General features: G+C 66.7%; 18 protein-coding genes. 11 read left to right on the top strand and 7 right to left on the bottom strand.

Annotated elements, in window-relative coordinates; genetic code table 11:
• Positions 1-49: 49 nt before the first annotated feature.
• Positions 50-886: a PEP-CTERM sorting domain-containing protein gene (locus DES47_RS09290; RefSeq protein ID WP_133700385.1), complete on the top strand. Its 837-nt coding sequence runs from the start codon at positions 50-52 to the stop codon at positions 884-886.
• Here the strand turns inward: DES47_RS09290 and DES47_RS09285 are convergent.
• From DES47_RS09285 to DES47_RS09270, 4 genes are read right to left on the bottom strand one after another with little or no spacing between them, the layout of a single operon-like run.
• Complete coding sequence (locus tag DES47_RS09285) at positions 868-2,649, bottom strand: ABC transporter substrate-binding protein (protein ID WP_133700384.1); 1,782 nt, start codon at positions 2,647-2,649, stop codon at positions 868-870. The genes DES47_RS09290 and DES47_RS09285 overlap by 19 nt on opposite strands.
• A 7-nt stretch (positions 2,650-2,656) precedes the next feature.
• Positions 2,657-4,474 carry an ABC transporter substrate-binding protein gene (locus DES47_RS09280; protein ID WP_133700383.1) on the bottom strand — a complete coding sequence of 606 codons (1,818 nt, stop codon included), beginning with the start codon at positions 4,472-4,474 and terminating at the stop codon, positions 2,657-2,659.
• Between the two features lie 30 nt (positions 4,475-4,504).
• Entirely contained in the window at positions 4,505-6,319 is a 1,815-nt protein-coding gene (locus DES47_RS09275; protein WP_243748232.1) for an ABC transporter substrate-binding protein, read from the bottom strand.
• Between the two features lie 21 nt (positions 6,320-6,340).
• On the bottom strand, positions 6,341-8,170 hold the full coding sequence (locus DES47_RS09270) for an ABC transporter substrate-binding protein (protein WP_133700382.1): 1,830 nt from the start codon (positions 8,168-8,170) through the stop codon (positions 6,341-6,343).
• Positions 8,171-8,506: 336 nt separating this feature from the next.
• On the opposite strand from DES47_RS09270, the gene DES47_RS09265 reads away from it, so the two are divergent.
• The 10 genes from DES47_RS09265 (at position 8,507) to DES47_RS09225 (ending at position 20,642) form a co-directional block, all read left to right on the top strand.
• Positions 8,507-9,445 carry an ABC transporter permease gene (locus DES47_RS09265; RefSeq protein WP_133700381.1) on the top strand — a complete coding sequence of 313 codons (939 nt, stop codon included), beginning with the start codon at positions 8,507-8,509 and terminating at the stop codon, positions 9,443-9,445.
• Positions 9,442-10,500 carry an ABC transporter permease gene (locus tag DES47_RS09260; RefSeq protein WP_133700380.1) on the top strand — a complete coding sequence of 353 codons (1,059 nt, stop codon included), beginning with the start codon at positions 9,442-9,444 and terminating at the stop codon, positions 10,498-10,500. Before DES47_RS09265 ends, DES47_RS09260 begins: the two co-directional genes overlap by 4 nt.
• Positions 10,501-10,572: 72 nt before the next feature.
• Positions 10,573-12,315: an ABC transporter ATP-binding protein gene (locus DES47_RS09255; protein WP_133700379.1), complete on the top strand. Its 1,743-nt coding sequence runs from the start codon at positions 10,573-10,575 to the stop codon at positions 12,313-12,315.
• A gap of 183 nt (positions 12,316-12,498) precedes the next feature.
• Entirely contained in the window at positions 12,499-12,963 is a 465-nt protein-coding gene (locus DES47_RS09250) for a cache domain-containing protein (RefSeq protein WP_133700378.1), read from the top strand.
• Between the two features lie 13 nt (positions 12,964-12,976).
• Complete coding sequence (locus tag DES47_RS09245) at positions 12,977-14,536, top strand: methyl-accepting chemotaxis protein (protein ID WP_166651923.1); 1,560 nt, start codon at positions 12,977-12,979, stop codon at positions 14,534-14,536.
• 90 nt (positions 14,537-14,626) lie between these two features.
• Positions 14,627-15,229: a TetR/AcrR family transcriptional regulator gene (locus DES47_RS09240; RefSeq protein ID WP_133700376.1), complete on the top strand. Its 603-nt coding sequence runs from the start codon at positions 14,627-14,629 to the stop codon at positions 15,227-15,229.
• 146 nt (positions 15,230-15,375) lie between these two features.
• Positions 15,376-15,501 (top strand): hypothetical protein, encoded by a 126-nt coding sequence (locus DES47_RS29555; protein ID WP_279537326.1) that lies wholly within the window; start codon positions 15,376-15,378, stop codon positions 15,499-15,501.
• A 2-nt stretch (positions 15,502-15,503) separates the two neighbouring features.
• Positions 15,504-16,400 (top strand): alpha/beta fold hydrolase, encoded by an 897-nt coding sequence (locus tag DES47_RS09235; RefSeq protein ID WP_133700375.1) that lies wholly within the window; start codon positions 15,504-15,506, stop codon positions 16,398-16,400.
• Between the two features lie 145 nt (positions 16,401-16,545).
• Positions 16,546-18,591: a diguanylate cyclase gene (locus DES47_RS09230; RefSeq protein ID WP_166651922.1), complete on the top strand. Its 2,046-nt coding sequence runs from the start codon at positions 16,546-16,548 to the stop codon at positions 18,589-18,591.
• Positions 18,588-20,642, top strand: a complete 2,055-nt coding sequence (locus DES47_RS09225; RefSeq protein WP_133700373.1) for a GGDEF domain-containing protein — start codon at positions 18,588-18,590, stop codon at positions 20,640-20,642. The genes DES47_RS09230 and DES47_RS09225 overlap by 4 nt, the downstream gene beginning before the upstream one ends.
• Here DES47_RS09225 and DES47_RS09220 read toward each other — a convergent pair.
• Genes DES47_RS09220 through DES47_RS09210 form a run of 3 tightly spaced genes read right to left on the bottom strand, consistent with a single transcriptional unit; the run spans position 20,639 to position 24,001 of the window.
• On the bottom strand, positions 20,639-22,198 hold the full coding sequence (locus DES47_RS09220; RefSeq protein WP_243748231.1) for an FAD-dependent oxidoreductase: 1,560 nt from the start codon (positions 22,196-22,198) through the stop codon (positions 20,639-20,641). The two genes, DES47_RS09225 and DES47_RS09220, sit on opposite strands and share 4 nt — an antisense overlap.
• Positions 22,195-23,784, bottom strand: a complete 1,590-nt coding sequence (locus DES47_RS09215) for a polyamine aminopropyltransferase (RefSeq protein ID WP_133700371.1) — start codon at positions 23,782-23,784, stop codon at positions 22,195-22,197. Before DES47_RS09215 ends, DES47_RS09220 begins: the two co-directional genes overlap by 4 nt.
• A complete protein-coding gene (locus DES47_RS09210; RefSeq protein WP_133700370.1) occupies positions 23,777-24,001 on the bottom strand; it encodes a DUF350 domain-containing protein in 225 nt (74 codons plus the stop codon). The genes DES47_RS09215 and DES47_RS09210 overlap by 8 nt, the downstream gene beginning before the upstream one ends.
• Between the last annotated feature and the right edge of the window lie 2 nt (positions 24,002-24,003).

Below are 24,003 nucleotides of genomic sequence, written 5' to 3'. Positions count from 1 at the left end.
GGTCGTACGCTCCGCCGCTGGACTTGCCACTTGTTTGCCGGGAGATGACATGAAGCGACTGATTGGACTTACCGCGCTGGCCGGATCTCTGCTGGGCACCACGGCCTCGGCCGTGCCGGTGATCACCACCTTCGAAGCCGCAGGCGCCAACGCCGCGGCCATCACGGCCACGCGCGACGCCTTCCGCGTCGCCGTCGGCGGCGGCGCCGTCGCCGGGGCCAACGGCTCGTTCGGCGGGCTGCGGCGCGAGATCAACTGGGACGGCGTGCCCGCAGGCAGCAGTGACCCGAATCCCTTGGCGGCCAACTTCTTCAACGTCAACTCGCCGCGCGGTGCAGTCTTCAGCACACCGGGCACCGGCTTCCTGGTCAGCGCCAATGCCGGCGGGGCCGCGCCCGTGCTGTTCGGCTTCCCCAACGACTTCCAGGCCTTCAGTGCGCAAAAGCTGTTCACCGCCGTCAACAGCAATGTCACCGATGTGAACTTCTTCGTGGCCGGTACCGCGCAGGCGGCCACCACCACGGCCTTCGGCCTGGTCTTCGTCGACGTCGAGGTCGGCGGCCTGAGCAAGCTGGAGTTCTTCGACGCCAACAATGCGCTGATCTACTCGCGTGACGCGATGGTGGCCGGCAACCAGGGTCTGAGCTTTCTCGGCGCCACGGTCAGCGGCGGCGCCATCAGCCGGGTGCGCATCACCTCGGGCCTGAACACCATCGTCGCCAACGGTGTGCTCGGCAATCCGAACGACGATGTGGTCGTGATGGACGACTTCCTCTACGCCGAACCGCTGGCGGCCGTGCCGGAACCGGCGAGCGCGCTGCTCGCCGTTGCCGGATTGGCTTTGCTCGGCGGGCTGGCCCGGAGGCGTCAGACCAGGTCCACGTAGCGCCAGTAGTCCCGCGCAAACGGGTGCCGCATGAAGCCGCGCACGCGCGGCTGGCACAGATCGGTGTTGATCGTGTGCAGGTGCGGGATATAGGGCATATAGGCCAGCAGCAGCTTGTTGGCCTGCTGCATCAGGGCCAGACGCTCGGGGCCGTCGGGCAGACGGCGCTGGCGTTCGTAGAGCTTGTCGAAGGCGGACAGGCGGAAGCGGGCGTCGTTGGACTGCTCGGCATTGGGCCCGTAACCCATGCCCAGGAAGAAGTCGCCGTCGGGCGTGCCGGCCGTCCAGGTGAAGCCCCACATCATCAGCTTGCCGGCCAGCGCCCGCTTGATCAGCTCGCCGAAGGTGCCATCCTCGAACTGGATGCGCAGACCCACCGAGTCCATGCTCTTCTTCCACAGCTCGTTGATCTGGCGTTGGCGCTGGCTGCTGGTGGCGGCCATACGCAGCGTCAACGGGCTGCCGTCGGGGTTCTCGCGGTAGCCGTCGCCGTCCTGGTCGGCATAGCCGTAGAGGTCCAGCAGCGCATTGGCCCGGGCCCGGTCGCTGCCGCTCAGCTCGGTCTTCAACACCGGGTCATAGCCATAGGTGTGCGGCACCAGCAGCGACTGCGCGGCCACCGCCCGGCCCTGGTAGACCCGCTGCGCCTCGGTCGGAGCGTCGTAGGCCAGGGCCATGGCACGGCGCAGCGCCACCTTCTCCGGCGTGTAGCCGCCGACCTGCGGGTCATCGAAGTTGAAATAGCTGTGCTTGATCTCGGCACCCACCTGGCTGCGCGCCTGCACACCGCGCTGGGCCAGATAGGGCGCCAGCTTGCCGCCAGGCATGGCCAGCGTGGCGAACTCGGAGGGCAGCAGCAGCTGGTCGAGTTCGCCGCCCAGAAAGGCCAGCCAGCGCGGCTGACTCTCGATGATGATGCTGACCTCGACGCGATCGACCAGCGGCAGCCGGCGTCCGCGCAGGTGGACGGCCATCGCCTCGGCCTGGGCATCGCCGGGCGGCGCCAGACTGTCGAAGATCTGCTCGCGAAAGCCAGGGTTGCGCTCCAGCACCACGCTGGAGCCGCGCCGCCATGTCTTCAGCCGGAACGGCCCGGTGCCGACCGGATGGGCCATCAACTCATCGCCATAGGCCTCGACCACCTCACGTGCCACCGCGCCGCTATAACCCGGCGCGGCGAACACATGAACGAAGCGCGGGTCGGGCTCTGCCAGATTGACCTCGAAGCGGTAGCGGTCGAGCAGACGCAGGCCGGCCACCGGCTCGTCGTACGGAAAGGGCTGCTTGCTCTTCTGCGCGCGTCGGCGCAGCTCGGACAGGCCGAGCAACTTGGCGTTCTCGAACTGGTACAGATGTTCTGTGCGCACCTGGGGGTCGTAGTAGCGCTTGATGCTGTACACATAGTCGGCCGCCACCAGCTCACGCGGCCTGCCCTTGAAGGCCGGATCGTCGGCAAAGAAGATGCCCGGCCGCACGGTGAACACCAGCCGCTTGAAGTCGGCCGAAACTTCGGGCATGGCCGCCGCCGTCAACGGTCGCAGCAGGGCCGGCCGGGCCAGGCAGTCATAGGTCAGCAGCGACTCGAAGATGTGTGCGTTGATGACTACCGAGGCCTGGTCAGACACCAGCGGCGGATCGAAGCCGACCTCGCCGGTGTTGAAGGCCACGCGCAGGGTCTTCAGGCCCGGCTCAGCGGCCGCGGCGGTCAGCCTCGGGGCCAAGCTCAGGGCGCCGGCCTGGGCCAGCAGGGTGCGGCGCCGCATCGCCCGATCAGCCCTGCGGCTTGTCGCGGCCGGCCGGGGCCTGCACGTCGATGAAGCGCCAGAAACCGTTCATGAAGGGATGGGGCTTGAGCCCGGTCAGCCAGGGCTGGGTCAGGCTCAGCCCGATGCGGTGCACATGTGCCTTGATCGGCATATAGGCCACCAGCAGGCGGTTGGCCTCCTTGATCAAGGCGGCACGCTCGGAGCCGTCGGGCAGTGCCCGCATCCTCTCGATCAGGCGGTCGTAGTCGGGCAGGGCGAAGCGCACCAGATTGTCCTCGCCCTTGGCCGGGCCATAGGCCATCACCAGGGACTCCTCGGCATCAGGCCGGGTCGAGGTATTGCCCAGATTCCACATCATCAGCTGGCCGGCGCGCGCCTGCTTGAGCTGCTCGGGCCACTGGCTGATGTTGAAGTGGATGCGCAGACCCACCGCATCCATATGCTTCTTCCACTGCTCGCTGAACTGGCGCGAGCTGCTGTCGGGCTGGGTGTATTGCTGCAGCACCAGCGGCGAGCCATCGGGCAGGTCACGCCAGCCGTCGCCGTCCTTGTCGACGTAGCCATACATATCGAGCAGGGCCTTGGCCTTGGCCGGGCTGTACTCGCTCATTTCGGACTTGAAGTCGGCCGCGTAGCCGAAGGTCTCCGGCGGCGCCAGGCCCTGGGCGGGCACGGCCAGCTGTTTGCGCAGGCGGCGTATCTCCTCGTCGGTGTCATAGGCCAGCGAGATGGCTCGGCGCAACGCCACCTTCTCGGGGCTGTAGCCACCAACCACAGGGTCCTCCATATTGAAGATGGTGAACACCAGATCGGCGCGCAGTGCCTTGTGCAGGCGCATGCCGCGCTTGGCCAGATTGGGCGCCAGCTTGCCCCCCGGCGCGGCCAGATTGGCATAGTCGTAGGGCACGGCAACAAGGTCGAAGTCGCCGGCCTGGAAGGCCAGCCACAGCGGCTGCGACTCACCGATGATGGATATCTCGACTCGGTCCAGCAGCGGCAGGCGCTTGCCTTTCAGCTTGAGTGCGATCGCCTGGGCCTCGGCGTCACCGGCGGCCGGCTGCTCGTCGTAATAGACCTCGCGGAAGTTGGGGTTGCGCTCCAGCACCATCTGCGACGAGCGCCGCCATTTGGCCAGATAGAAGGGGCCTGTGCCCACCGGGTGGGCCATGATGGTGTCGGCATAGGCCTCGACCACCTCGCGGGCCACCGCACCCGAGATGCCGCTGTGCGCCAGGTTGTGCTCGAAGCGCGGGCTCGGCCGGTCGAGCTGGATGCGCAGCGTGTAACGGTCAAGCACCTGCAGGCCGGCGACCGGCGTGTCGTACTCGAACGGCTGGTTGGACTTGGTGGCACGCTGGCGCAACTCGTCCATGCCGCTGATCTTCTCGCCCTGCAGCGCCGCATAGCGCGGGCTCTTCCAGCGCGGGTCGTAGTGGCGCTTCAGCGAGTAGGCATAGTCGGCCGCCACCAACTCCCGCTTCTGGCCCTTGAAGGCCGCATCGTCGGAGAAGTAGATGCCCGGCTTGACGCGCAGTGTGAAGGTCCTGAAGTCGGCGCTGACCTCCGGCATGGCCTGCAGGGTCTGCGGCTTGAGCCGTATCGGCCGGCTCAGATAGTCGTAGGTCAGCGGCGACTCGAAGATGTTCGAGACCACGGTGGCCGAGTACAGATCGGAGATCTGCGCCGGATCGAAACCGGTCTCGGCGATCGGGAAGGCATAGCGCAGTACCTTGAGTTCGGCGGCGCGGGCACACGGCGTCAGGCCAAGAATGAATCCGAAGGCCACACCGGCGGCCAGTTTCAACAACGACGTGCGACGCATGCGGCTTCCTCGGGTGTTGTGGCGCTGATGTCAGTGCGACTGCCGGTGGTCGGCGTCGATGTCCACGTACTGCCACCAGTCCTGCCAGAACAGCGGGCGGCGGAAACCGCTCATCCACCGTTGCGACATATCGGTATGGATGCGGTGCAGATGCACCTTGTAAGGCATGAAGGCAACACCGATGCGCTTGGCTTGCAGGAACAGCGCATCGCGCTCCGGGCCATCGGGCATGCCCTGCATGCGGTCGTACAGCGCATCGAACTCGGCATGCTTGAAGCGCGCCAGGTTCTGAGTGCCGGTCGACGGGCCGTACAGACGCTGCAGCGCGCTTTGGCCGTCGGGCCGGTCGGCCGACGAACCCACGCCCCAGATCATGAACTTGCCGCTGCGTGCGCTCTTCAGATTCTCGGGCCACTTGGCGGTCTTGAACTCGATCTTGATGCCTATCGCCGCCAGGTTCTTCTGCCACAACTCGTCGAGCTGGCGCGACGCGTTGTCGGGCTGGGTGTTGCGCACCAGCAGCATCGGCGCTCCGGAGGGCTGGTCGCGCCAGCCGTCGCCGTCCTTGTCGACATAGCCGAACATGTCCAGCAAGGCCTTGGCGCGTGCGGTATCGAAGTCGCCCATCTCGGACTTGAAGGTCTCGGAGTAACCGGTCGTGTGCGGCACGATCTGCGACTGGGCCTGGATCGCCTGACCGCGGCGCGCCAGCCGGATCTCGCGCTCGACGTCGATGCCCAGGCCGATCGCGCGGCGCAGCGCCACCTTGTCCGCCGAGTAGCCGCCGACGACCGGATCGTCGAGGTTGAAGACCGTCAGCACCTGCTCGGCCCCAACCGTGCGCACGCTGTGCATGCCGCGTTTGGCCAGGTTCGGTGCCAGCCTGCCGCCCGGCATCGCAAGCGTGATGAACTCGTTGGGCACGCGCTCCGCGAAGTCGCTCTCATCGTTCAGGAACGACAACCAGCGCGGCTGCACTTCCTCGACGATGGCAATCTCCACCCGGTCGACCATGGGCAGGCGGCGCCCCTTGAAGCGGGCCAACAAGGCCTGCCCCTCCGCGTCATTGGCGGCTGGCTCGGCGTCGTAGAAGCGCTCGCGGTAGTCCGGGTTGCGCTCCAGCACCATGCGCGACGAACGCGTCCAGCTCTTCAACTGGAACGGGCCGGTGCCGACCGGATGCCCCATGATCTTGTCGCCGTAGAACTCAACCACCTCGCGCGCGACGGCGCCGCGCAGGTCATTGCCGGCCAGTACGGACTGCAGCAGGCGCGGGCGCGGATTCACGACCTTGAACTGCAGCGTGTAGCGGTCCAGCGCCTTGATGCCGTCGATCTCCCGCTCGTAGTCGAACGGCGTCTTGTCGGCGATGGCCTGCTTGCGCAGCGCCGTCAGGCCCACGAAGTCGGCCTCTTCAAAGGTGCTCCAGCCCTGCGCCTTCAAGGCCGGATCGGCAAAACGCTTGAAGCTGTAGACGAAATCCTGCGCCACCACCTCGCGTCTTTTCCCCTTGAAGGCCGCGTCGTCGGCGAAGTAGATGCCGGGCCGCAGACGCACGACGAAGGTCTTGAAGTCGGGCGAGATCTCGGGCAGCGCGGCCGCGATCAGCGGCTTGAACTTGATCGGCCGGGCCAGATGGTCATAGGCATACAGCGCCTCGAAAATGTGGGCGGTGACGGTGCGCGAGTAGATGTCGGACAGCTGGGTCGGATCGAAACCGATCTCGGCCACAGGGAAGGCATAGCGCAGCACCTTGGGTTCGGCGGCATGGCCACCCAGCGAGGTGGCGGCCAGCAACAGGGCCGCCAGGGCCTGGCGCAGGCGGATTGAGTTGACGGCGAACAAGGACGACTTCCTGTCTTCTTCTTACTGCTGCTTGGGCTGGGCCGCCGTGTCGATGTCAACGAAGCGCCAGAAATCGCGCATGAAGATATTGCGCTGATAGCCCTTCACCCAGGGATGGGCCATGTCGGTGAAGGTGCGGTGGGCATGGACCTTGTAGGGCATATAGGCGACCATCAGCTTCTTCGCCTCGGTCATCGCCTGCAGACGTTCGGGGCCATCGGGCAGGGCGCGCTGCTTTTCATACAGGCCGTTGAAGGCCGGCAGGTCGAAGCGGGCATGGTTGGCCTGCCCCTTGTTCGGGCCATAGCCCAGGGCCAGGAAGGTGTCGCCGTCGGGCGCGCCGGCGCTCCAGCCCACGCCCCACATCATCAGCTTGCCGGCGCGCGAGGACTTCAGGTTCTCGGGCCATTTGGCGGTCTTGAATTCGATCTTGATCTTGATCGCGTCCATGTTCTTGCGCCACAGCTCGTTGGACTGGCGCGAGACCTGATCGGGCTGGGTGTGATAGGTCAAGAGCAGCGGCGAGCCATCGGGCAGGTCGCGCCAGCCATCGCCGTCCTTGTCCACATAGCCGAAGGTGTCGAGCAGGGCACGGGCGCGCTCCAGGTCGTAGTCGCTCATCTCCGACTTGAAGCCCGACTCGTAGCCCCAGGCGCCGGGGCTGATCACCGACTGGCCGGGTATGGCCTGGCCGCGGCGCAGGATGCGGATCTCCTTGTCCAGGTCGATGGCCAGCGAGATCGCGCGGCGCAGCGCCACCTTGTCGGGCGTGTAGCCGCCAACCACCGGGTTCTCCATGCCGAAGTAGGACACCGACACATCGGCGCGAGGGTAACGCACCATCTGTATGCCCTGCTTGGCCAGATTCGGCGCCAGCTTGTTGTTCGGTATGGCGATGGTGGCGAACTCGGCGGGCAGCTGATCCAGCATGTCGCCCTGCTTGTTCAGAAAGCTCAGCCAACGCGGCTGGGCCTCTTCGATGATGGAGATCTCCACCCGGTCCAGCATCGGCAGCTTGCGGCCCTTGAGCTGGGCGACCTGGGCCTTGATCGCGGCCGGCGCGTCATCGGGCACCTGCTCGTCGTAGAACTCGTCGCGGTAGTTTGGGTTCTTCTCGAGCACGATGCGCGAGCTGCGGCGCCAGTCCGCCAGGCGCCAGGCGCCGGTGCCCACCGGGTGGGCCATGATCTTGTCGCCATACATCTCGACCACCTCGCGCGCCACGGCGCCGGTGAAGGAGCCGTCGGCAAAGTTGTAGAGGAAGCGCGGCGTGGGCTCACCCAGCTTGATCTGGAAGGTGTAGCGGTCGATCAGCTTCAGACCCTCGACCTCGCGGTCGTAGTCGAAGGGCTTCTTGGCCGCCATCAGCTCCTTGCGCAGCTCGGACAGGCCGAGGATCTTGGCGCTCTCCAGGATGTAGAGATTGCCGCTCTTCCACTGCGGGTCGTAGTGGCGCTTCAGCGAGTAGATATAGTCGGCCGCCACCAGCTCACGCTTCCGGCCCTTGAAGGCCGGATCGTCCGAGAAATAGATGCCCGGCTTGATCTTGAAGGTGAAGGTCTTGAAGTCGGGAGAGATCTCGGGCATCTCTGCCGCGGTGGCCGGCTTCATGCGGAAGGGCCGCGCCAGATACTCGAACTGCAGCGGCGCCTCGAAGATGCCCGAGGCCACGGTGCGCGAGTACAGATCTGTGATCTGGGCCGGGTCGAAACCGGTCTCGGCAATCAGAAAGGCATAGCGCAGGGTCTTGGTCGCCGGGGCGGCGTCGCCTTGGGCCGCTGCCGGCAGGCCGCTGGCCAGCATCAGGCCGACTATCAGGGCGCTGAGCGCTTTGTTGACACGAGCTCGCATTACTTCTTCATCCTTGTCCTGGGCCGCGCCTTGTGGGCGCTTTCATCCGATCGCGGCAGTTGAGGCCGCCGACCGTCCAAGGCGCGGAGTCTAGTGCCCCCGCGGCCCGCCGCCTACGCCGTGCAAGCCCTTAGGCCATGGCCGAGGGGCATTATTTCGAGCCCAACGTCCCTCATCTAGGGTGTAACCCGTAGCCATTGCGGGCAAACGTGAGTGGCTGCCGCGGGCAACTGGTCTAGACTCGCGCCTGCTTAAATCTTGCCTGCCCGGATGCCACAAGCCGCCGGGCTCGCAGTCTTGTCGAAACCACGACGTCCCTTTGGAGACCCGACAGCAATGGCGGCATACCTCATACGGCGCCTGTGGCAAATGATCCCGACCTTGCTCGGCGTCGTGCTGCTGGTGTTCTTTCTCTTCAAATATTTCGGCGGCGATCCTGCCGAAATCCTCGGTGGCCTGAACGCCTCGCCCGAGCAGATCCAGTCGATCCGCGAGCAGCTGGGCCTGAACAAGCCGGTCTGGGAGCAGCTGTGGATCTTCATCCAGCAGATCGTCACCTTCGACTGGGGCAAGAGCTGGGCCACCAATGAGTCGGTCGCCAGCCTGTTCTCCAGCCGCCTGCCGGCGACCTTGACGGTGATGATGCCGATCCTGATCCTCGAGGTGCTGGTGGCGATTCCGCTGGCCCTGGGCGTGGCCTATGTGCGCGGCTCGCTGAGCGACCGCGTGGTGATGATTCTGACCACCGTGGCCGTGTCAATCTCGCTGCTGGTCTATGTGATCGTCGGCCAGTATGTATTTGCCTTCCGCCTGGGTTGGTTCCCGGTGCAGGGCTGGACCGACAGCTTCTGGACCAATTTGACGACCTACGCGCCGCTGCCGGTGCTGGTGGCGGTGTTCGTGGCGCTGTCACCCTACACGCGCCTGTACCGCACCTTCTTCCTGGACGAGATCGGCCAGGACTATGTGCGCACCGCCCGTGCCAAGGGCCTGACCGAGAAGACCATCCTGCTGCGCCATGTGCTGCGCAACGCGATGATCCCCATCCTCACCAACGTCGCCGTGGCCCTGCCCGGCGTGTTCGTAGGCAGCTTCCTGCTCGAGGTGTTCTTCTCGATCCCGGGCCTGGGCCGCGAGATCCTGCTGGCGGTGAACCGCAGCGACTATCCGGTCATCCAGGCCTTCGCCATCTATATCGCCGTGATCACGATGGTGATCAATCTCTTGACCGACGTGATGTACAAGCTTGTTGACCCGCGGGTGGTGCTGAAATGAGCGCAGTTCTTTCTACCAACACCCCGGTGCCGAGCAATGGCTCTCAACGCTCGGAGGGCGTGTGGCACGCCGCCTGGCGCCGCCTGCGCGCCGACAAGGTGGGCATGTTCAGCATGGCCATCGTCGGCGCCTTCATCCTCTTGATGCTGCTGGCCGGCACCGGTCTGGTGGCGGCAGACTGGACCAAGGAAGTGGCCGTGCCCAATGCGCAGCCGACCTTCATGGGCCCGACGCCCAAGGACGCCACCGGCACCATTGCCGTGCCCACGGGCCCGAATGTCGACCTGACCGACATTGACCCGCTGGCCCCCCGCTACAAGGAATGGGCCGAGCGCGCCGCGAAGTTCAAGACGTCCGACAGCGTCAAGGCCGACACCCTGCCCTTCGGCGCTGACCGTCTGGGCCGCGACGTGCTGGCCAAGGCCGTCAAGGGTGCCGAGGTCTCCATCCTGGTGGGCCTGCTCGCCGCCCTGCTGGCGACCTTGATCGGCACCGTGCTGGGTGCCATCAGCGGCTTCTTCGGCGGCAAGATCGGCGATCTGCTGGAGTGGATCTACAACGTCTTCACCGCCATCCCCGGCATTCTGCTGATCTTCGCCTTCGCGGTGATCTTCGGCCGCGGCGTGATGTCGGTGGCGCTGATCCTGGGCCTGGCCGGCTGGACCGGCATCTACCGCCTGATTCGAGCCGAGTTCCTGAAGCACTCGGTGCGTGACTATGTGCGCTCGGCCGAGGCCATCGGCGCCAGCCAGATGTCGCGCATGTTCAAGCACATCCTGCCCAATGTGTCCCATGTGGCCCTGGTGCAGCTGTCGCTGCATGTGGTGGGCTTCATCAAGTCGGAAGTGATCCTGTCCTATCTGGGCCTGGGCGTCGGCGTGGACCAGGTCTCCTGGGGCACGATGCTGGCCGAGGCGCAGTCCGAGCTGATCCTGGGCCACTGGTGGCAGCTGGTCGCCGTGACCGCCTTCATGGCGGTGTTCGTGACGGCCTTCTCGCTGTTCACCGACGCGCTGCGCGATGCGCTGGATCCGAAGTTGCGTGGATTGGAATGATCTTTCCGTAGCCCGGATGCAATCCGGGGATCCCGGATTTCATCCGGGCTACGACTACCGATTGGGACGACTATGTTGTTGAGTATCAAAGACCTGCGCGTGCAGTTCCGCATGGGCAAGAACGATGGCGTGCAGACCTATGCACAGGCGGTGGGTCGGGGTGATGTGGGCGTGAGCTTCGACATCCCCGAGAACGGCACCGTCGCGCTGGTCGGCGAGTCGGGTTCGGGCAAGAGCGTCACCGCCATGTCCATACTGAACCTGCTGCCGACCAATGCCGAACGACTTGGGGCTATCAACTTCCAGGGTCGTGACCTGCTGAAGACCTCGCTGGCCGAGTTGCAGGCGCTGCGCGGCAAGGAGATCGCCTGCGTGTTCCAGGACCCGATGACCTCGCTGAATCCAGTGTTCACCGTCGGCGACCAGATCGTCGAGACCCTGGTGCGCCATCTGGGCATGAACCGCCGCGAGGCGCTGGCCAAGGCCGAGAGCCTGTTCGCCGAGGTCGGCCTGCCCGAGCCCAAGCGCCGGCTGAAGGCCTATCCGCATGAGCTGTCCGGCGGCCAGCAGCAGCGCGTGATGATTGCCATGGCCCTGGCCTGCGAGCCCAAGCTGCTGATCGCCGACGAGCCGACCACGGCGCTGGACGTGACCATACAGCGCCAGATCATGGAGCTGCTCGCCAAGCTGAAAGACAAGCACCGCATGAGCATGCTGTTCATCAGCCATGACCTGGGCGTGGTGGGCGAGATTGCCGACCATGTGGTGGTGATGCGCAGCGGCACCGTGCGCGAGCAGGGCGCGGTCAGGGACATCTTCAACAACCCGCAGGACAGCTACACCCGCGCGCTGCTGGCCTGCCGCCCGACCCTGGACAACAAGGCCGCGCGGCTGATGGTCATCGACGACCACATCGCCGTGCAGCAGGGCGGCGCCACGGCCGCTGCCGTGCAGGGCAAGGCCAAGGATGCGAATGCGCCGGTGCTGGTCGAGGCCACAGCGCTGACCAAGAGCTTCTGGCTGAAGAGCGGCGTGTTCGGCCGCAAGGAATTCAAGGCCGTCGGCCGCGAGGGCCGGGGTGTCAGCTTCCAGCTGCGGCGCGGCCACACGCTTGGGGTGGTCGGCGAGTCCGGCTCGGGCAAGACGACGATGGGCCTGGCCCTGCTGCGCCTGCACGAACCCAATGGCGGCGCGGCCGGGGGGCAGGTGGTGTTCCACGGCGCCGACGGTTCGCACGACCTGATGAAGCTCAGCAAGGCCGACTGGCTGCCGATGCGCCGGCGCATCCAGATCGTGTTCCAGAACCCCTATGCCTCGCTGAACCCCCGCTTCACCGTCGGCCAGACCCTGATCGAGCCGATGCAGATCCACAACATCGGCGCAAATGACGCCGAGCGCGAGCAGCGCGCCCGCGCGCTGCTGGTCAAGGTCGGGCTCGATGCCTCGGCGATGCACAAGTATCCGCACGAGTTCTCCGGCGGCCAGCGCCAGCGCGTGGCCATCGCGCGCTGCCTGACCTTGGACCCCGAGGTGCTGGTGCTGGACGAGGCGGTGTCGGCGCTGGACGTGTCGGTGCAGGCCCAGGTGCTGAACCTGCTGAAGGACCTGCAGGACGAGCTGGGTCTGGCCTATATCTTCATCAGCCACGACCTGGCCGTAGTGCGCTTCATGGCCGACGAGGTGCTGGTGATGAAGGACGGCGAAGTGGTCGAGCAGGCCAGCGCGCAGGAGATCCTGGCCCACCCGAAGCAGGAGTACACCCGCCGGCTGCTGGGCGCGATTCCGCGTGGCTACCAGGAAGCCGCCGCGGCCTGAGCGGGCACAAAGTCACGCTTTGCGAGAAGAGGCGGCCTTGGCCGCCTTTTTTGCGTTCTATTCATCACTTCGTCATCGGCCCACCGGTCAAGAATCGACTTTGAACGTCGATAACAACTGACCCGCGCTGGGGCCTGGCCCGGTGCGCCCTTACCTACCCTCCATTTGATCGGACGAAACATCATGAAGATCTTGATGCACTGGATGTTGGCGAGCATTGCCGCCCTGAGCCTGACCACCACCGCCCTGGCCCAGGAGCATGGCAGCAAGGACGAGGCAAAGGCCATGGTCGATGCCGCGGTTGAGCATGTGAAGAAGGTCGGCGGCGCGCAGGCCATGAAGGACTTCACCACCGACAAGGCCAAATGGTCGAAGAAGGACTTGTACGTGTTCGCCTATGACATGAAGGGCCTGTGCCTGGCTCACGGCGCGAACGAGAAACTGGTCGGCAAGGACATGGGCCAGGTCAAGGACTCGAACGGCAAGCCCATCATCGTCGAGATGATCAAGCTCACCAGCGCCGGCAAGGACGGCTGGGTCGACTATGACTGGGCCCACCCGGTCAGCAAGAAGATCGAGCCGAAGTCGTCCTATGTGCGCAAGATCGCCAGCCCGGACGGCTTCGTCGGCGTGGGCATCTACCGCTGACACTCGGCACGCCATGAGCAATCTGTTTCGCAACGCCCCGGTGGGCGTGAAGGTGTCCTTGGCACCGCTGTTCGCCATCGTCTGCCTGGCCCTGGTGGCGCTGCTGTCCTATATGGGCAACCGCAGTCTGACTCAGGAGCTGAAGGCGGTGGGCGGCGAAGGTGTGGAACGCCTCCTCAACGCCCAGGCCATGAGCGAACAGTTGCAGGGCCTGCAGATCCAGCTGATGACCAGCCTGACGTGGGAGGCCATCGGTCAAAACCCGGCCAAGATCAAGGCCCTGGACGACAGCCTGATGAAGGAGCTTGACGCCTTCGCCAAGTCGGTCAACGCCAGCGCCGATGACAGTGCCGTGGAGGCCGCGCAGCGCGACATCCTGAAACGCTTCGCCAAGTCCTATGCCGTCTATGTGAAGGCCGCCAAGGACACGCTGGACATCAAGAGCGCCGGTGTGGCCACCGCCGCCAGCTTCGTCACCACGATGGATGAGGCCTACAAGGACTGCATGAACGCGGTGCGCAGTTTCGTGGCCGGCGAGCGCAAGCGCACCGAAGCCACGGTTGACGAGGCCAGCACCATGGCCTCGCGCCAGACCGCCATCATGCTCGGCTCCTTCGTGCTGGCCGTGGTCCTGGCCGCTGGCCTGACCCTGTTCTGTGCGCGGGCCATCAATGCACCCTTGAGTGAGGCTTCGCGCATCGCCGCCGGCGTCGCCCAGGGTGATCTGCGGCCGCAGCAAGTCGATGCCTCGACCGATGCCACCGGCCGCGTGCTCACCGCCTTGCAGGATGTGGCCAGCGGCCTGAGCGGCATCGTCACCAATGTGCGCACCACGGCCGACCAGATCAGCACCGCCTCCAACGAGATCGCCAGCGCCAACTCCGATCTGTCATCGCGCACCGAGAGCACCGCCTCGGCGCTGGAGGAAACGGCGGCGTCGATCGAGCAGCTGTCGGCCACGATCAAGCAGAGCGCCGAGAACGCCCGCGAGGCCAACCGGCTGGCGCGCGATGCGTCCAGCGTGGCCGCCGAAGGAGGCACGGTCGTGGCCGATGTCGTCACCACCATGGGCGCGATCAACGCCCAGGCCAAGAAGATCGGCGAGATCATAGGCACCATCGACGGCATCGCCTTCCAGACCAATATCCTGGCGCTGAATGCAGCCGTGGAAGCGGCCCGCGCCGGTGAGCATGGCCGCGGCTTCAGCGTGGTGGCCCAGGAGGTGCGCACACTGGCCCAGCGCAGCGCCGGGGCGGCCAAGGAGATACGCACCCTGATCAGTTCCTCGGTCGAGCAGATCGACTCCGGCGTCGGCAAGGTTCAGCAGGCCGGCCAGACCATGGGTCGCATCGAGCAGGCGATCTCGCGCGTGACGCAGACGGTGGACGACATCGCCCGCGCCACCGAAGAGCAGGCCCATGGCATTGCCCAGGTCAACGAGGCGGTGGCCGAGATGGACCGCTCGACGCAGCAGAACGCCGCCATGGTCGAGGAGGCGGCCGCGGCCACCGATTCGATGAAGATGCAGGCGGCCAATCTGGTGCAGATGCTGACGCGGTTTCAAACCCGCTAGGCGACGCTGGCCCTCCTGTGAAAAGGGGCTGCGGCCCCTTTTTTTCATGCAGAACCTGCCGTTTCGCACGATCGTGCTAAATTACACCCCATGGAAGCCAAGACCCAGCGCAGCGAACTCACCCAGCAGGCCATCGTCGATGCCGCGCTGGTGATGGCCTGCAACGAGGGTCTGGAGAGCCTCAGCATAGGCGAGCTGGCCAAACGTCTCAATCTGTCCAAGAGCGGCGTGTTCTCGCGCATAGGCTCGCGCGAGACCCTGCAATGCGCGGTGCTCGACGAATTCAACCGGCGCTTTGTGGCGGATGTGATGACGCCGGCGCTGCAGCAGCCGCGCGGCCTGCCCCGGCTGGACATGATGGTGCAGCGCCTGTTCCGCCGCGCCGTCGATGACGAGACCTATGGCACCTGCCTGTACTGCTCGGGCGCCTTCGAGCTGGACGATGTCGAGGGCCCGCTGCGCGAGCTGCTGCTGGGCAATCTGCTGCGCTGGCGCCAGGCCTTGCTGCGCACCGTGCAGCAGGCCATTGGCGAAGGTCATCTGCCCGCCGACACCGACGCCGAACAGCTGGCCTATGAGCTGGATGGCCTGTTCGTGGCCCTGATGCGCGAGGCACGCTTCATGCGCAATCCCCAGGCGCTGCTGCGCTCGCTGCGGGCCTACCGCCGCCTGATCGGCAAATCCCCCGACTGAACCCCGAGGAATGACCAGATGCCGCCCTGCCTCGCCGCAATTTCGCACGATCGTGCGCAAATTAATACTCATTTTGCTGCGCTGCACAAAAGCTGGCACGACTCTTGAATGGACTGGATACCCCCTCACGCTCAAGGAGCACCACCATGGCCCCACTGTTCTTCATCTTCCTGGGTTTTTCCGCGCTGGCGCTGCCGGTGGTGGCCCTCAGCCGCCTCAACCGTCTGATGACCGGCGTGCCCGATAGCAACGACGACTTTGTACTGGATTGACCATGCCTGCCACCCCTGCGAATCCGAGCACCCTGTTCTATGGCGCCAACCCGTTGGCGCGGGCCCTGGCGGGCCTGTTGCGTGCCAGCCAGGCGCTCGGCACCAACGCCGCCAGCGCTGCGGCGCTGAAGCTGTTCTTCACGCCGCTGCCGAGCAAGTGGGCGGCACGGCGGCGCCCGGTGCCCGCCGACTGGCGCGCCAGCCAATGGCTGTTCGAGGGCGTGTCGCTGACCGCCTGGCAGCGCGAGGCCGGGTCCATCGAGGGGCGTCCTACCGTGTTGTTGGTGCATGGCTGGGCCGGCGACGCACAACAAATGCGCCCGCTGGCCGACGCGCTCTGGGGCGCCGGCCTCAATCCGGTGATGCTGGACCTGCCCGCCCATGGCCGCAGCCGGGGCTGGAGCAGCACCCTGCCGCAGTTCGGCCGCGCCCTGCATGCCGCCACGTCCCGGCTGGGCCCGTTGCATGGGGTGGTCGCACATTCGCTGGGCGCGGTAGCGGCCATGCACGCGGCCGCCCAGGGCTGGCCGGTGCAGCGCCTGGTGCTGCTGGCCCCCTCTTCCGCCCCGAGCCAGGTGTTGACGTGGTTTGCCCAGGCCTTCGGCTTGAGGCCGGCCACCTTGCAGCATATGGTGCAGAAGATCGAGGCCCGCGAGGGCGTGCCTCTGCAGCAGTTCGAGCCCGCCTGGCTGGCTCGGCGCCTGAGTCAGCCGACCTTGATACTGCATGACGAGCAGGACCGCGCGGCGCCGCTGGCCAACTCGAGGCTGATCGCCCGCAGCCTGCCGCAGGCCCGTTTGCAAATCACCCGGGGCCTGGGACACCGCCGCTTGCTGGCCGATCCGCAGGTGGCCACCGCCGTGCTGACCCACCTGCAAGTCGCCCCCTACCTCGGGTAAGCGCATAGGCGAACAAGCGCTCGCTCCTGAGACAATCTGCACAAATCGATCCGCGTCACTGGCTCAAGTCACGCCGCAGGGGCGTCGATAAAAACTGATGCTAAGGGTCTGGGTGCGTGCTTTGGGGTGGACAAAGGGTTCGGGCTTGAGCGAGTCGCTGTGCATACAACGCCATCTGCGCCACATCGTCATTCTGTGCTCCGCATGCCTGGTGGCCTGCAGCCCGGCGCCCGACACCCCGGCCGCCGGCCAGTTTGCCTCCGGCTCGCCCGAGCTGGAGCAGCTGGAGCGTACCGGCACAGCCGCCCCGGCCGCCGCCGCCGAGAAGGCCAAGGCGCTGTACGAAAATGCGCCGCAGGGCAGCTTCAGCGCCCTGGACATCCTCAGTGTGCAAGGCGCTCTGCTGGCCGAGGCGCGCGATGATGCGGCCCTCGCCGACGTCGTCACCCGGCTGGAGAACTGGCCCAATCCACAGCTGACCGAGACCGCCCGGGCGACGGTCAGCTTCTTGCGCGCCCGCCAACTCTGGGCGGCCAACAATCTGCGCGAAGCAGAGTTGATGATGGATGGCATCGACAAGCAGCAACTGAGCAATGCCCCGCCGCCGCTGCGCATGCGCTTTCTGCGCGCGCTGGGTCGCCTCAAGGACGGCTCGGGGCGCATCGAGGACGCGATCTCGCTGCAGTTGCAGGCGCTGGCGCTGGCCGAGCAAAGCGGTCAACGCTGGCTGCAGGCGCTGTGCCGCGGCGAACTGGCCCAGGCCTATCTGCATGCCCAGCAACCCGACCGCGCACTGTCCATGGTGGATGAGGCGACGCGGCTGGCGGAGCAGGACCGTGACGCGATCACCCTGCTGCGCGTCTACACCCAGCGCGGCATCGTCTATGCGCAGCTCGAAAAGCCCGAGGAATCGCTGCGTTCGGCCGAGGCCGCCATCCGCTACGCCCGCGAGGCCAACTCGCCCCGTGATCTGGCGCTGAGCCTGGCCAATCTGGCCGACAACTATCTGCGCAAGGCCGACTTTGCGCACGCGCTGACGCTGTCGGAAGAAGCCTTGCCGCTGGCCCGCCAGGCCAAGGATCGCACCGGCGAGCTGGTGGCACTGACCAATATCGGCCTGGCCAAGATCTCGCTGGGCCAGATCGCCGAGGGCAAGCGCTTCGTCGAGCAGGCGATGGTCATGGACAAGCAGGGCGGCGGTGTCAGCTCGGTCGGCGACACCCTGAACGAGCTGGGCATCTACCTCGAGCGCGCCGGAGATGCCGCCGGGGCGATAGAGGCCTATCACGCCTATCGCCAGATCTCCGACGAGGACCTGCAGCAGGAGGACCGCAAGGCGATTCTGGAAGCCCAGGAGCGCTTCGACAGCGAACGCCGCGCCAAGGAGATCGAGCTGCTCAATCGCGACAACGGCATCGCCGCCGAACAGCTGCGCCGCGGCAATCTGCAGATGCGCCTGTGGGCCCTGCTGGCCGGCTGTTTCGTCGTCTCCGGCATCCTGCTGGCCCTGCTCTACCAGCGCGTGCGCAAGACCAATGCGGCGCTGGCTACCAGCAACGAGCAGCTGAAGATACAGAGCGAGATCGACCCGCTCACCGGCCTGGCCAACCGGCGGCACTTCCAGCTCGCCATCAAGCGTCTGGCCGACGACGGCAAACTGCGCGGCACCGTGTTCCTGATCGACATCGACCACTTCAAGCGCATCAACGACCGCTTCGGCCATGCCGCCGGCGATGCGGTGCTGGTCGACGTGTCGCACCGCCTGCGTGAGGCGGTGCGCGCCGACGACCTGGTGGTGCGCTGGGGCGGCGAGGAGTTCCTGATCGTCGTCGAGTCACGCAGCGCCGAGACGGTGCAGGCCCTGGCCCAGCGCCTGCTGGACATGATTGGCAAGCCGCCGGTCAGCTACGCCGGCCAGGCGATCACCGTCACGGCGTCGATAGGCTTCGCCAGCTTTCCCATTGCGCCCCATGACCTGGCGGTCAACTGGGAGCGAGCCATCAATCTGGTGGACACCGTGATGTATATGGCCAAGGCCCATGGCCGCAACCGCGCCTACGGCATCGACCAGCTCGACGTGCAGGACGAGTCGGCGCTCGATGAACTGGCCCAGGGCATGGATGCGGCGTGGCGCGAGGGCCGGGTCGGCCTGCGTGCGCTGCAGGGCCCGCAAACCGAGGCGCTGACATGATGCGCCTCGGCTGGCAAGGCGCACTGATGCAGGCGGCTTGGCTGGGCCTGCTGCCACTGCAGATGGCCCATGCCGAAGCGAATCTCGAGGCAAGGCTCGATCGCCTGGTACTCCAGGGCAATGAACAGCCGGAGGCCGCGCTGGCCCAGCTGCAGGCCCTGCGCCCGGAACTCGAACGCACGCCACACACCCAGCGCCTGGCCTGGTACGCCCAGGCGCAGATCGAGGCCTCGCGCGGCAGCGGCGCGGCCAAGGCCCGCGCGCTGGCCGACCGGTTGCGGGCCCAGTCCTCGGAAGCCAAGCTGCCGGCGCTGGCCGCCTGGGCCGATCTCGTCGGCGCGATGGTGGCTGAGACCGCAGGGCAGATCGATACCACCGGCGGGCTGTCCGAGCGGGCGCTGGCGGTGCTTGAGCCCGACTGCGGCGGCACGGGCGCGCTGCCGGAGGCCTGCGACTACCGCTCGGTCTGGCGCGCGCTGCGCATGTCGGAACGCTTCCGTGCCAGCACCGGCGCACGCGCCCAGTCCGACGCGCTGCTGGGGCGCTCGCTCACCCTGGCCGAGCGGGCCGGGGATGACTTCCGACTGATCCAGTCGCTGGGCGCGCAGGCCGTTGCTCTGCTGCGCCAGCATGAGAATGCTGCTGCCGAAAACCTGATGGTGCGCGCCCAGGCGCTGGCCGGCGAGGATCCCCACGCGCTGGCCCTGGTGAAGATGGCGCAGGCGCTGATGAGCGACATCAAGGGACAGATCGAGGCCAGCCTGCGCGCCCGACTGGAGGCCGTGAGCCTGGCAGAAAAGGCCGGCGCCGTGCGGCTGGCGGCGATGCAACGAGTCAACGCCAGCGACAACTACCTCAAGCTGCACCGACCGGCGGAAGCCCTCATTGAAGCCCGGCGGGCGCTGCCGGTGGTGCTGGAGTTCCAGGACCAACGCATAGAACGCACCTTGCGCCTGAACATGGCCATGTCCTACACGGCCATGGGCCAGATCGCTTCGGCCCTGACCGAGATGAACAAAGGGCGCTCGCTGGGTGACCCTGGCAAGGCGGTGGGCAGGCAGGCGCTGGAGTTGCGTGAACTGGGCGAAGCGATGGCGCGGGCGGGCCAGCACAGGCAGGCCTTGGCGCTGTACCACGAGGAGCGCGCCCTCAGCGCCAAGGCGCATGAAGCCCTGCGCGCGAGCGCCATGCAGGAACTGGGCATCAAGTACGACAGCCTGCGCCTGGCCGCCGATCTCGACCTGCTGCAGCGTGACCGTATGCTGCAGGCCGAGGCACTGGCCAACCACCAGCTGGCCCGCCAGGCCTGGATGGCGGTGGCCCTGCTGATGGCGCTGTCGGTGGTGCTGGCCGTGATCATGGTCAAGCGCGTACGCGAGGCCAATCGCCGCCTGGCTGCCAGCCATGCACTGCTGCGCGCGCAAAGCGAGCGTGACCCGCTCACCGACCTGGCCAACCGCCGTCACTTCATGGCGGTGATGGAGCAACAGGCCGCCGCGCACTTCGAGGGAGCACTGCTGATGGTGGACATCGACCACTTCAAGCATGTCAATGACCGTCACGGCCATGCGGCCGGCGACGTGGTGATCTGCGAGGTGGCCAGGCGCCTCAACGAGGCGGTGCGCACCGAGGACCTGGTGGTGCGCTGGGGCGGCGAGGAATTCCTGATCTTCGCCCCGGACGTGCCCGCCGACCAGCTGGAGCTGCTGGCCGAGCGCGTGCTGTTCAAGATCTGCGACACGCCGGCGACGCTGGACACCGGGCCGCTGGATATCACCGTGTCTATCGGTTTCGCCCGCTTCCCGCTGCCCCCGCACCAGGTGCCGCTGCGCTGGGAACAGGCGGTCAATCTGGTGGACATGGCGCTCTACACCGCCAAGAGCCAGGGCCGCAACCGCGCCATCGGCATCAGCAGCGTCCATGTGCACGAGGCCGGCAAGCTGCAGGCCATCGAGTCAGACTTCGAGCAGGCGCGCCAGAACGGTCTGGTCGAGCTGCAGCAGATCGTCGGGCCGGTGCGCAGCACGCTCAGTACCGGTTGGGCAGTCTAGGCTGCCGCCATACCCCGGCAGAACGCTTCCTCGAACACCGAATAGCCGGCCAGGTCGGCATGGGCAAAGCGCAGCCGGCCCTTCAGCGCAGACAGCGATTGCAGCGCCGCATCGGTATGCAGGCCCGGCACCGGCATGCTCATCGCATGGCCATAGCGCATCAGATCGATGCGCTCGGTCTTGGCCGACAGATCCGGGTGCACAGCAAGCAGATCGCCCAGCACCCGCTCGGCCCAGACGGACCAGGGCTCGCTCAGCAGCGCACCGCGCTGCGACGCAGGCAGCGCGTGATAGGCGGTCAGCACCGTCGGCCCGGCCTGTGGCCGCAGGCCCTGGTGCGAGGCATCGACGTAGCCCAGCGCGGTGGCGCCGCCGCCATAGGCCACATTGTCCCAGGCCGGCGGTGCACCGATGCGCTGCAGCAGCGGCTCGCGCAAGCGAAGATTGGCCACCAACCAGGGTGCATAACGCATTTTCTCGGCGGCTGATTGGAGTGCCGGCAGCGTTGTGCGCAGCAGGCGCTTGGCGATGAACAGCGGCAGCGCGAACACCACCGTCCGCGCCGTCCATTGTTCGACGCGCTGCATCCCTTCGTTCCAGGCCAGCACCTCGACCTGATGGCGCTGCTCCTCCACCTGCAGCACCGTCATGCCGGTATGCAGGCGCTCGCGCTGCGGCATGGCCAGGCGCTCGGTCAGCCAGGCATTGCCTTGGGCCCAAGTCAGCACCGGCTCGGGTTCGGTCTCCTCGCTCGGGGGATGGAAGCCATGGCGGCTGGCGAAGTAGTGCAGGCCGGCCCAGGCCGAGACCGTCTCGGGGCCCGCCCCGTAGTCGTCGCGGCAGCAATAGTCCAGGTACCAGCGCAGCTTGGCGTCGCTCAGGCCTTCGCGCTGCAGCCAATGGGCAAACGTCATCGCATCCAGCCGCGCCAGCCCGGCCGAGCCGCGGGCGCGCAGGCTGGGCATGGCAAAGCTCAGCTCGCTGCGCACCTGCTCGACCAGGCGCGCAAAGCGCCGGTACTGATCGAGGGTGGCGGCATCGCCCTCGGCCGGCGGAAGCAGACCCTCGACCCAGGCACCCTGGTAGAACAGCCGCTCCTGAGGGCTGTGGCACAGATGGCGCTCGTCATAGACGCGGCGGCCGGACTCCACCCTGGACAGCCCCAGCTCCTCCAGCAGCTCGACCACCTCGGGTGCCTGCTCACCAGGCAAGGGCAGGTAGTGCGCGCCCAGCGGGCAGCGCAGGCCGCCCATTTGGTGGCCGCGCGAGTTGCCGCCGGCCTGGTCTTCCAGTTCCAGCAGATGCACATCGCCGACGCCGGCCCGCGTGAAACCGCGCGCGGCAGCAAGACCTGACACCCCGGCACCGAGTATCAGCACCTGGGCGCGGTGCCGGACCTGCGGCGCAGGCAGCGCACCGGACTTCAGCTCGCGCAGCCGGTGGCCACGGGCATGCGAGGCACCGACCCACTCACCCTGCAGCGCCACGGCGTCCGGGCGGCAGCCCAGCAGACCTGCCACCGTGCCGAGCAGCAGGCCCCGCCGACTGAAGCTCAATGCACCTTCCCCCACTCTTCCTCGAAGGTGTGGACCAGCACCTGGCTGGACAGGCGATTCGCCTCAGCCGGCACCCGCTCCATATCGGGCGGGAAGTCGAACAGCGCCGGCAGGCCGGACAGGGTGACAAAGCGCAGCCCCTCGGGCAGGGCCGCTGGCCGGTGCCAGGGCCGGTGGCTGGCCATGATGAAGCCCCATTCGCCGAAGCTGGGCACATGGGCGTGGTACGGCGTGGCGCTCAGGCCCACCGTCTCTATCGTCGTGGCCACGGTCCAGAAACTGCGCCGCGCGACCAGGGGCGAGGTGGTCTGAACCACCGCATAGCCATCGGCCGACAGGTGCTGGTCGATCAGCTGGTAGAAGCTGGTGGTGTAGAGCTTGCCCAGCGAGAAATTGGTCGGGTCGGGGAAGTCGATGACGATCACGTCAAAGCTCTTCTGGTGCTGCTCCAGCCAGGTGAAGGCATCGTCATTGACGATCCTGACCTTGGGCGAGCGCAGGGCGTCCTGGTTCAGCGTACGCAGCAGCGGCTGCTCGGAGAACAGCCGCGTCATGCGCGGGTCCAGCTCGACCAGGGTGACCTGCTCGACGCTCCTGTACTTGAGGATCTCGCGCACCGCCAGACCGTCGCCGCCGCCCAGCACCAGCACCTGGCGCGGCGCACCGTGGGCGGCCATGGCCGGGTGCACCAGGGCCTCGTGGTAGCGGTACTCGTCGCGCGAGTGGAACTGCAGATTGCCGTTCAGGAACAGGCGCACCCCGGCCGGCCCGCTGGTGACGACGATGCGCTGGTAGTCGCTGCTCTGGCGCAGGATGATGTTCTCGCCGTAGAAGCGGTCCTCGGCCCAGGTGGTCAGCCGGTCGGCCCAGACCAGGCCCACACCCAGCACCGCCGCCGATGCGGCACAGGCCAGCACATGGCTGCTCAAGCGCCGCAGTTCACCGCGGAACAGCCACAGCGCCCACACCGCCACGCCCACATTGAGCAGGCCGAACAGCAGGCCGGTGCGTATCAGCCCCAGCTGCGGCACCAGCAGCAGCGGGAAGGCCAGCGCCACCACCAGCGCGCCCAGATAGTCGAAGGTCAGCACCTGCGAGACCAGATGCTTCAAGGCATAGCGCTCGCGGAAATGGCGCTTCAGGATGCGCATCACCAGCGGAATCTCCAGCCCCACCAGCGCACCAACGAGCAGCACAAGCCCGTACAGCAGCGCCCGGAAGGCGCCCGTCGCTGCGCTGGGCAGGAGACTGTGCGCGGCAAACAGCGCCGCCGGCATCAGCCCGCCGATCACGCCCACCAGCAGCTCGATGCGCAGGAACTGCGCCACCAGCTGCCGCTCGACAAAGCGCGACAGCCACGAGCCGATACCCATCGCGAACAGATAGGTGCCGATGACGGTGGAGAACTGCAGCACCGAATCGCCTAGCAGATAGCTGGCCAGCGCACCGGCAGCCAGCTCGTAGATCAGGCCGCAAGCGGCAATGACGAAGACGCTGGCGAGCAGCAGCACCTCGGGCAGGGAGGCACGCCCGGGGTTGGCGGGTGCCTCAGCCTCCACCGGTGGCACCGGTCCCTCCTCAGCCATGTATCGCCGCGGCGACGATCTGCCCGATCGAGATGCACATCGCGCCGACGACTATGGCCAGGGCGACGTTCTTGTGGTGCACGATCTCGTCCCACAGCTTGTAGGGGGTCAGCTTGTCGATGATGATGAAGCTGATCCAGAACACCAGCACGCCGATCAGGGCGTAGAGGATGGAGCCCAGCACGATGCCGGGTTTGAGCCATTCAAAGCCTTCCATAG

Origin of the sequence: Roseateles toxinivorans (assembly GCF_004362525.1) — a bacterium.
In the GTDB taxonomy this organism is placed as follows: Bacteria; Pseudomonadota; Gammaproteobacteria; order Burkholderiales; family Burkholderiaceae_C; genus Paucibacter; species Paucibacter toxinivorans.
This window is presented reverse-complemented; position numbering and strand designations above follow the sequence as displayed.

What these genes read in the sequence shown, in the direction of transcription:
- DES47_RS09290 (WP_133700385.1), top strand. Translation starts at nt 50, where the DNA reads ATGAAGCGACTGATTGGACTTACCGCGCTGGCCGGATCTCTGCTGGGC.
- DES47_RS09285 (WP_133700384.1), bottom strand. Translation starts at nt 2,649, where the DNA reads ATGCGGCGCCGCACCCTGCTGGCCCAGGCCGGCGCCCTGAGCTTGGCC.
- DES47_RS09280 (WP_133700383.1), bottom strand. Translation starts at nt 4,474, where the DNA reads ATGCGTCGCACGTCGTTGTTGAAACTGGCCGCCGGTGTGGCCTTCGGA.
- DES47_RS09270 (WP_133700382.1), bottom strand. Translation starts at nt 8,170, where the DNA reads ATGCGAGCTCGTGTCAACAAAGCGCTCAGCGCCCTGATAGTCGGCCTG.
- DES47_RS09265 (WP_133700381.1), top strand. Translation starts at nt 8,507, where the DNA reads ATGGCGGCATACCTCATACGGCGCCTGTGGCAAATGATCCCGACCTTG.
- DES47_RS09260 (WP_133700380.1), top strand. Translation starts at nt 9,442, where the DNA reads ATGAGCGCAGTTCTTTCTACCAACACCCCGGTGCCGAGCAATGGCTCT.
- DES47_RS09255 (WP_133700379.1), top strand. Translation starts at nt 10,573, where the DNA reads ATGTTGTTGAGTATCAAAGACCTGCGCGTGCAGTTCCGCATGGGCAAG.
- DES47_RS09250 (WP_133700378.1), top strand. Translation starts at nt 12,499, where the DNA reads ATGAAGATCTTGATGCACTGGATGTTGGCGAGCATTGCCGCCCTGAGC.
- DES47_RS09245 (WP_166651923.1), top strand. Translation starts at nt 12,977, where the DNA reads ATGAGCAATCTGTTTCGCAACGCCCCGGTGGGCGTGAAGGTGTCCTTG.
- DES47_RS09240 (WP_133700376.1), top strand. Translation starts at nt 14,627, where the DNA reads ATGGAAGCCAAGACCCAGCGCAGCGAACTCACCCAGCAGGCCATCGTC.
- DES47_RS29555 (WP_279537326.1), top strand. Translation starts at nt 15,376, where the DNA reads ATGGCCCCACTGTTCTTCATCTTCCTGGGTTTTTCCGCGCTGGCGCTG.
- DES47_RS09235 (WP_133700375.1), top strand. Translation starts at nt 15,504, where the DNA reads ATGCCTGCCACCCCTGCGAATCCGAGCACCCTGTTCTATGGCGCCAAC.
- DES47_RS09225 (WP_133700373.1), top strand. Translation starts at nt 18,588, where the DNA reads ATGATGCGCCTCGGCTGGCAAGGCGCACTGATGCAGGCGGCTTGGCTG.
- DES47_RS09215 (WP_133700371.1), bottom strand. Translation starts at nt 23,784, where the DNA reads ATGGCTGAGGAGGGACCGGTGCCACCGGTGGAGGCTGAGGCACCCGCC.
- DES47_RS09210 (WP_133700370.1), bottom strand. Translation starts at nt 24,001, where the DNA reads ATGGAAGGCTTTGAATGGCTCAAACCCGGCATCGTGCTGGGCTCCATC.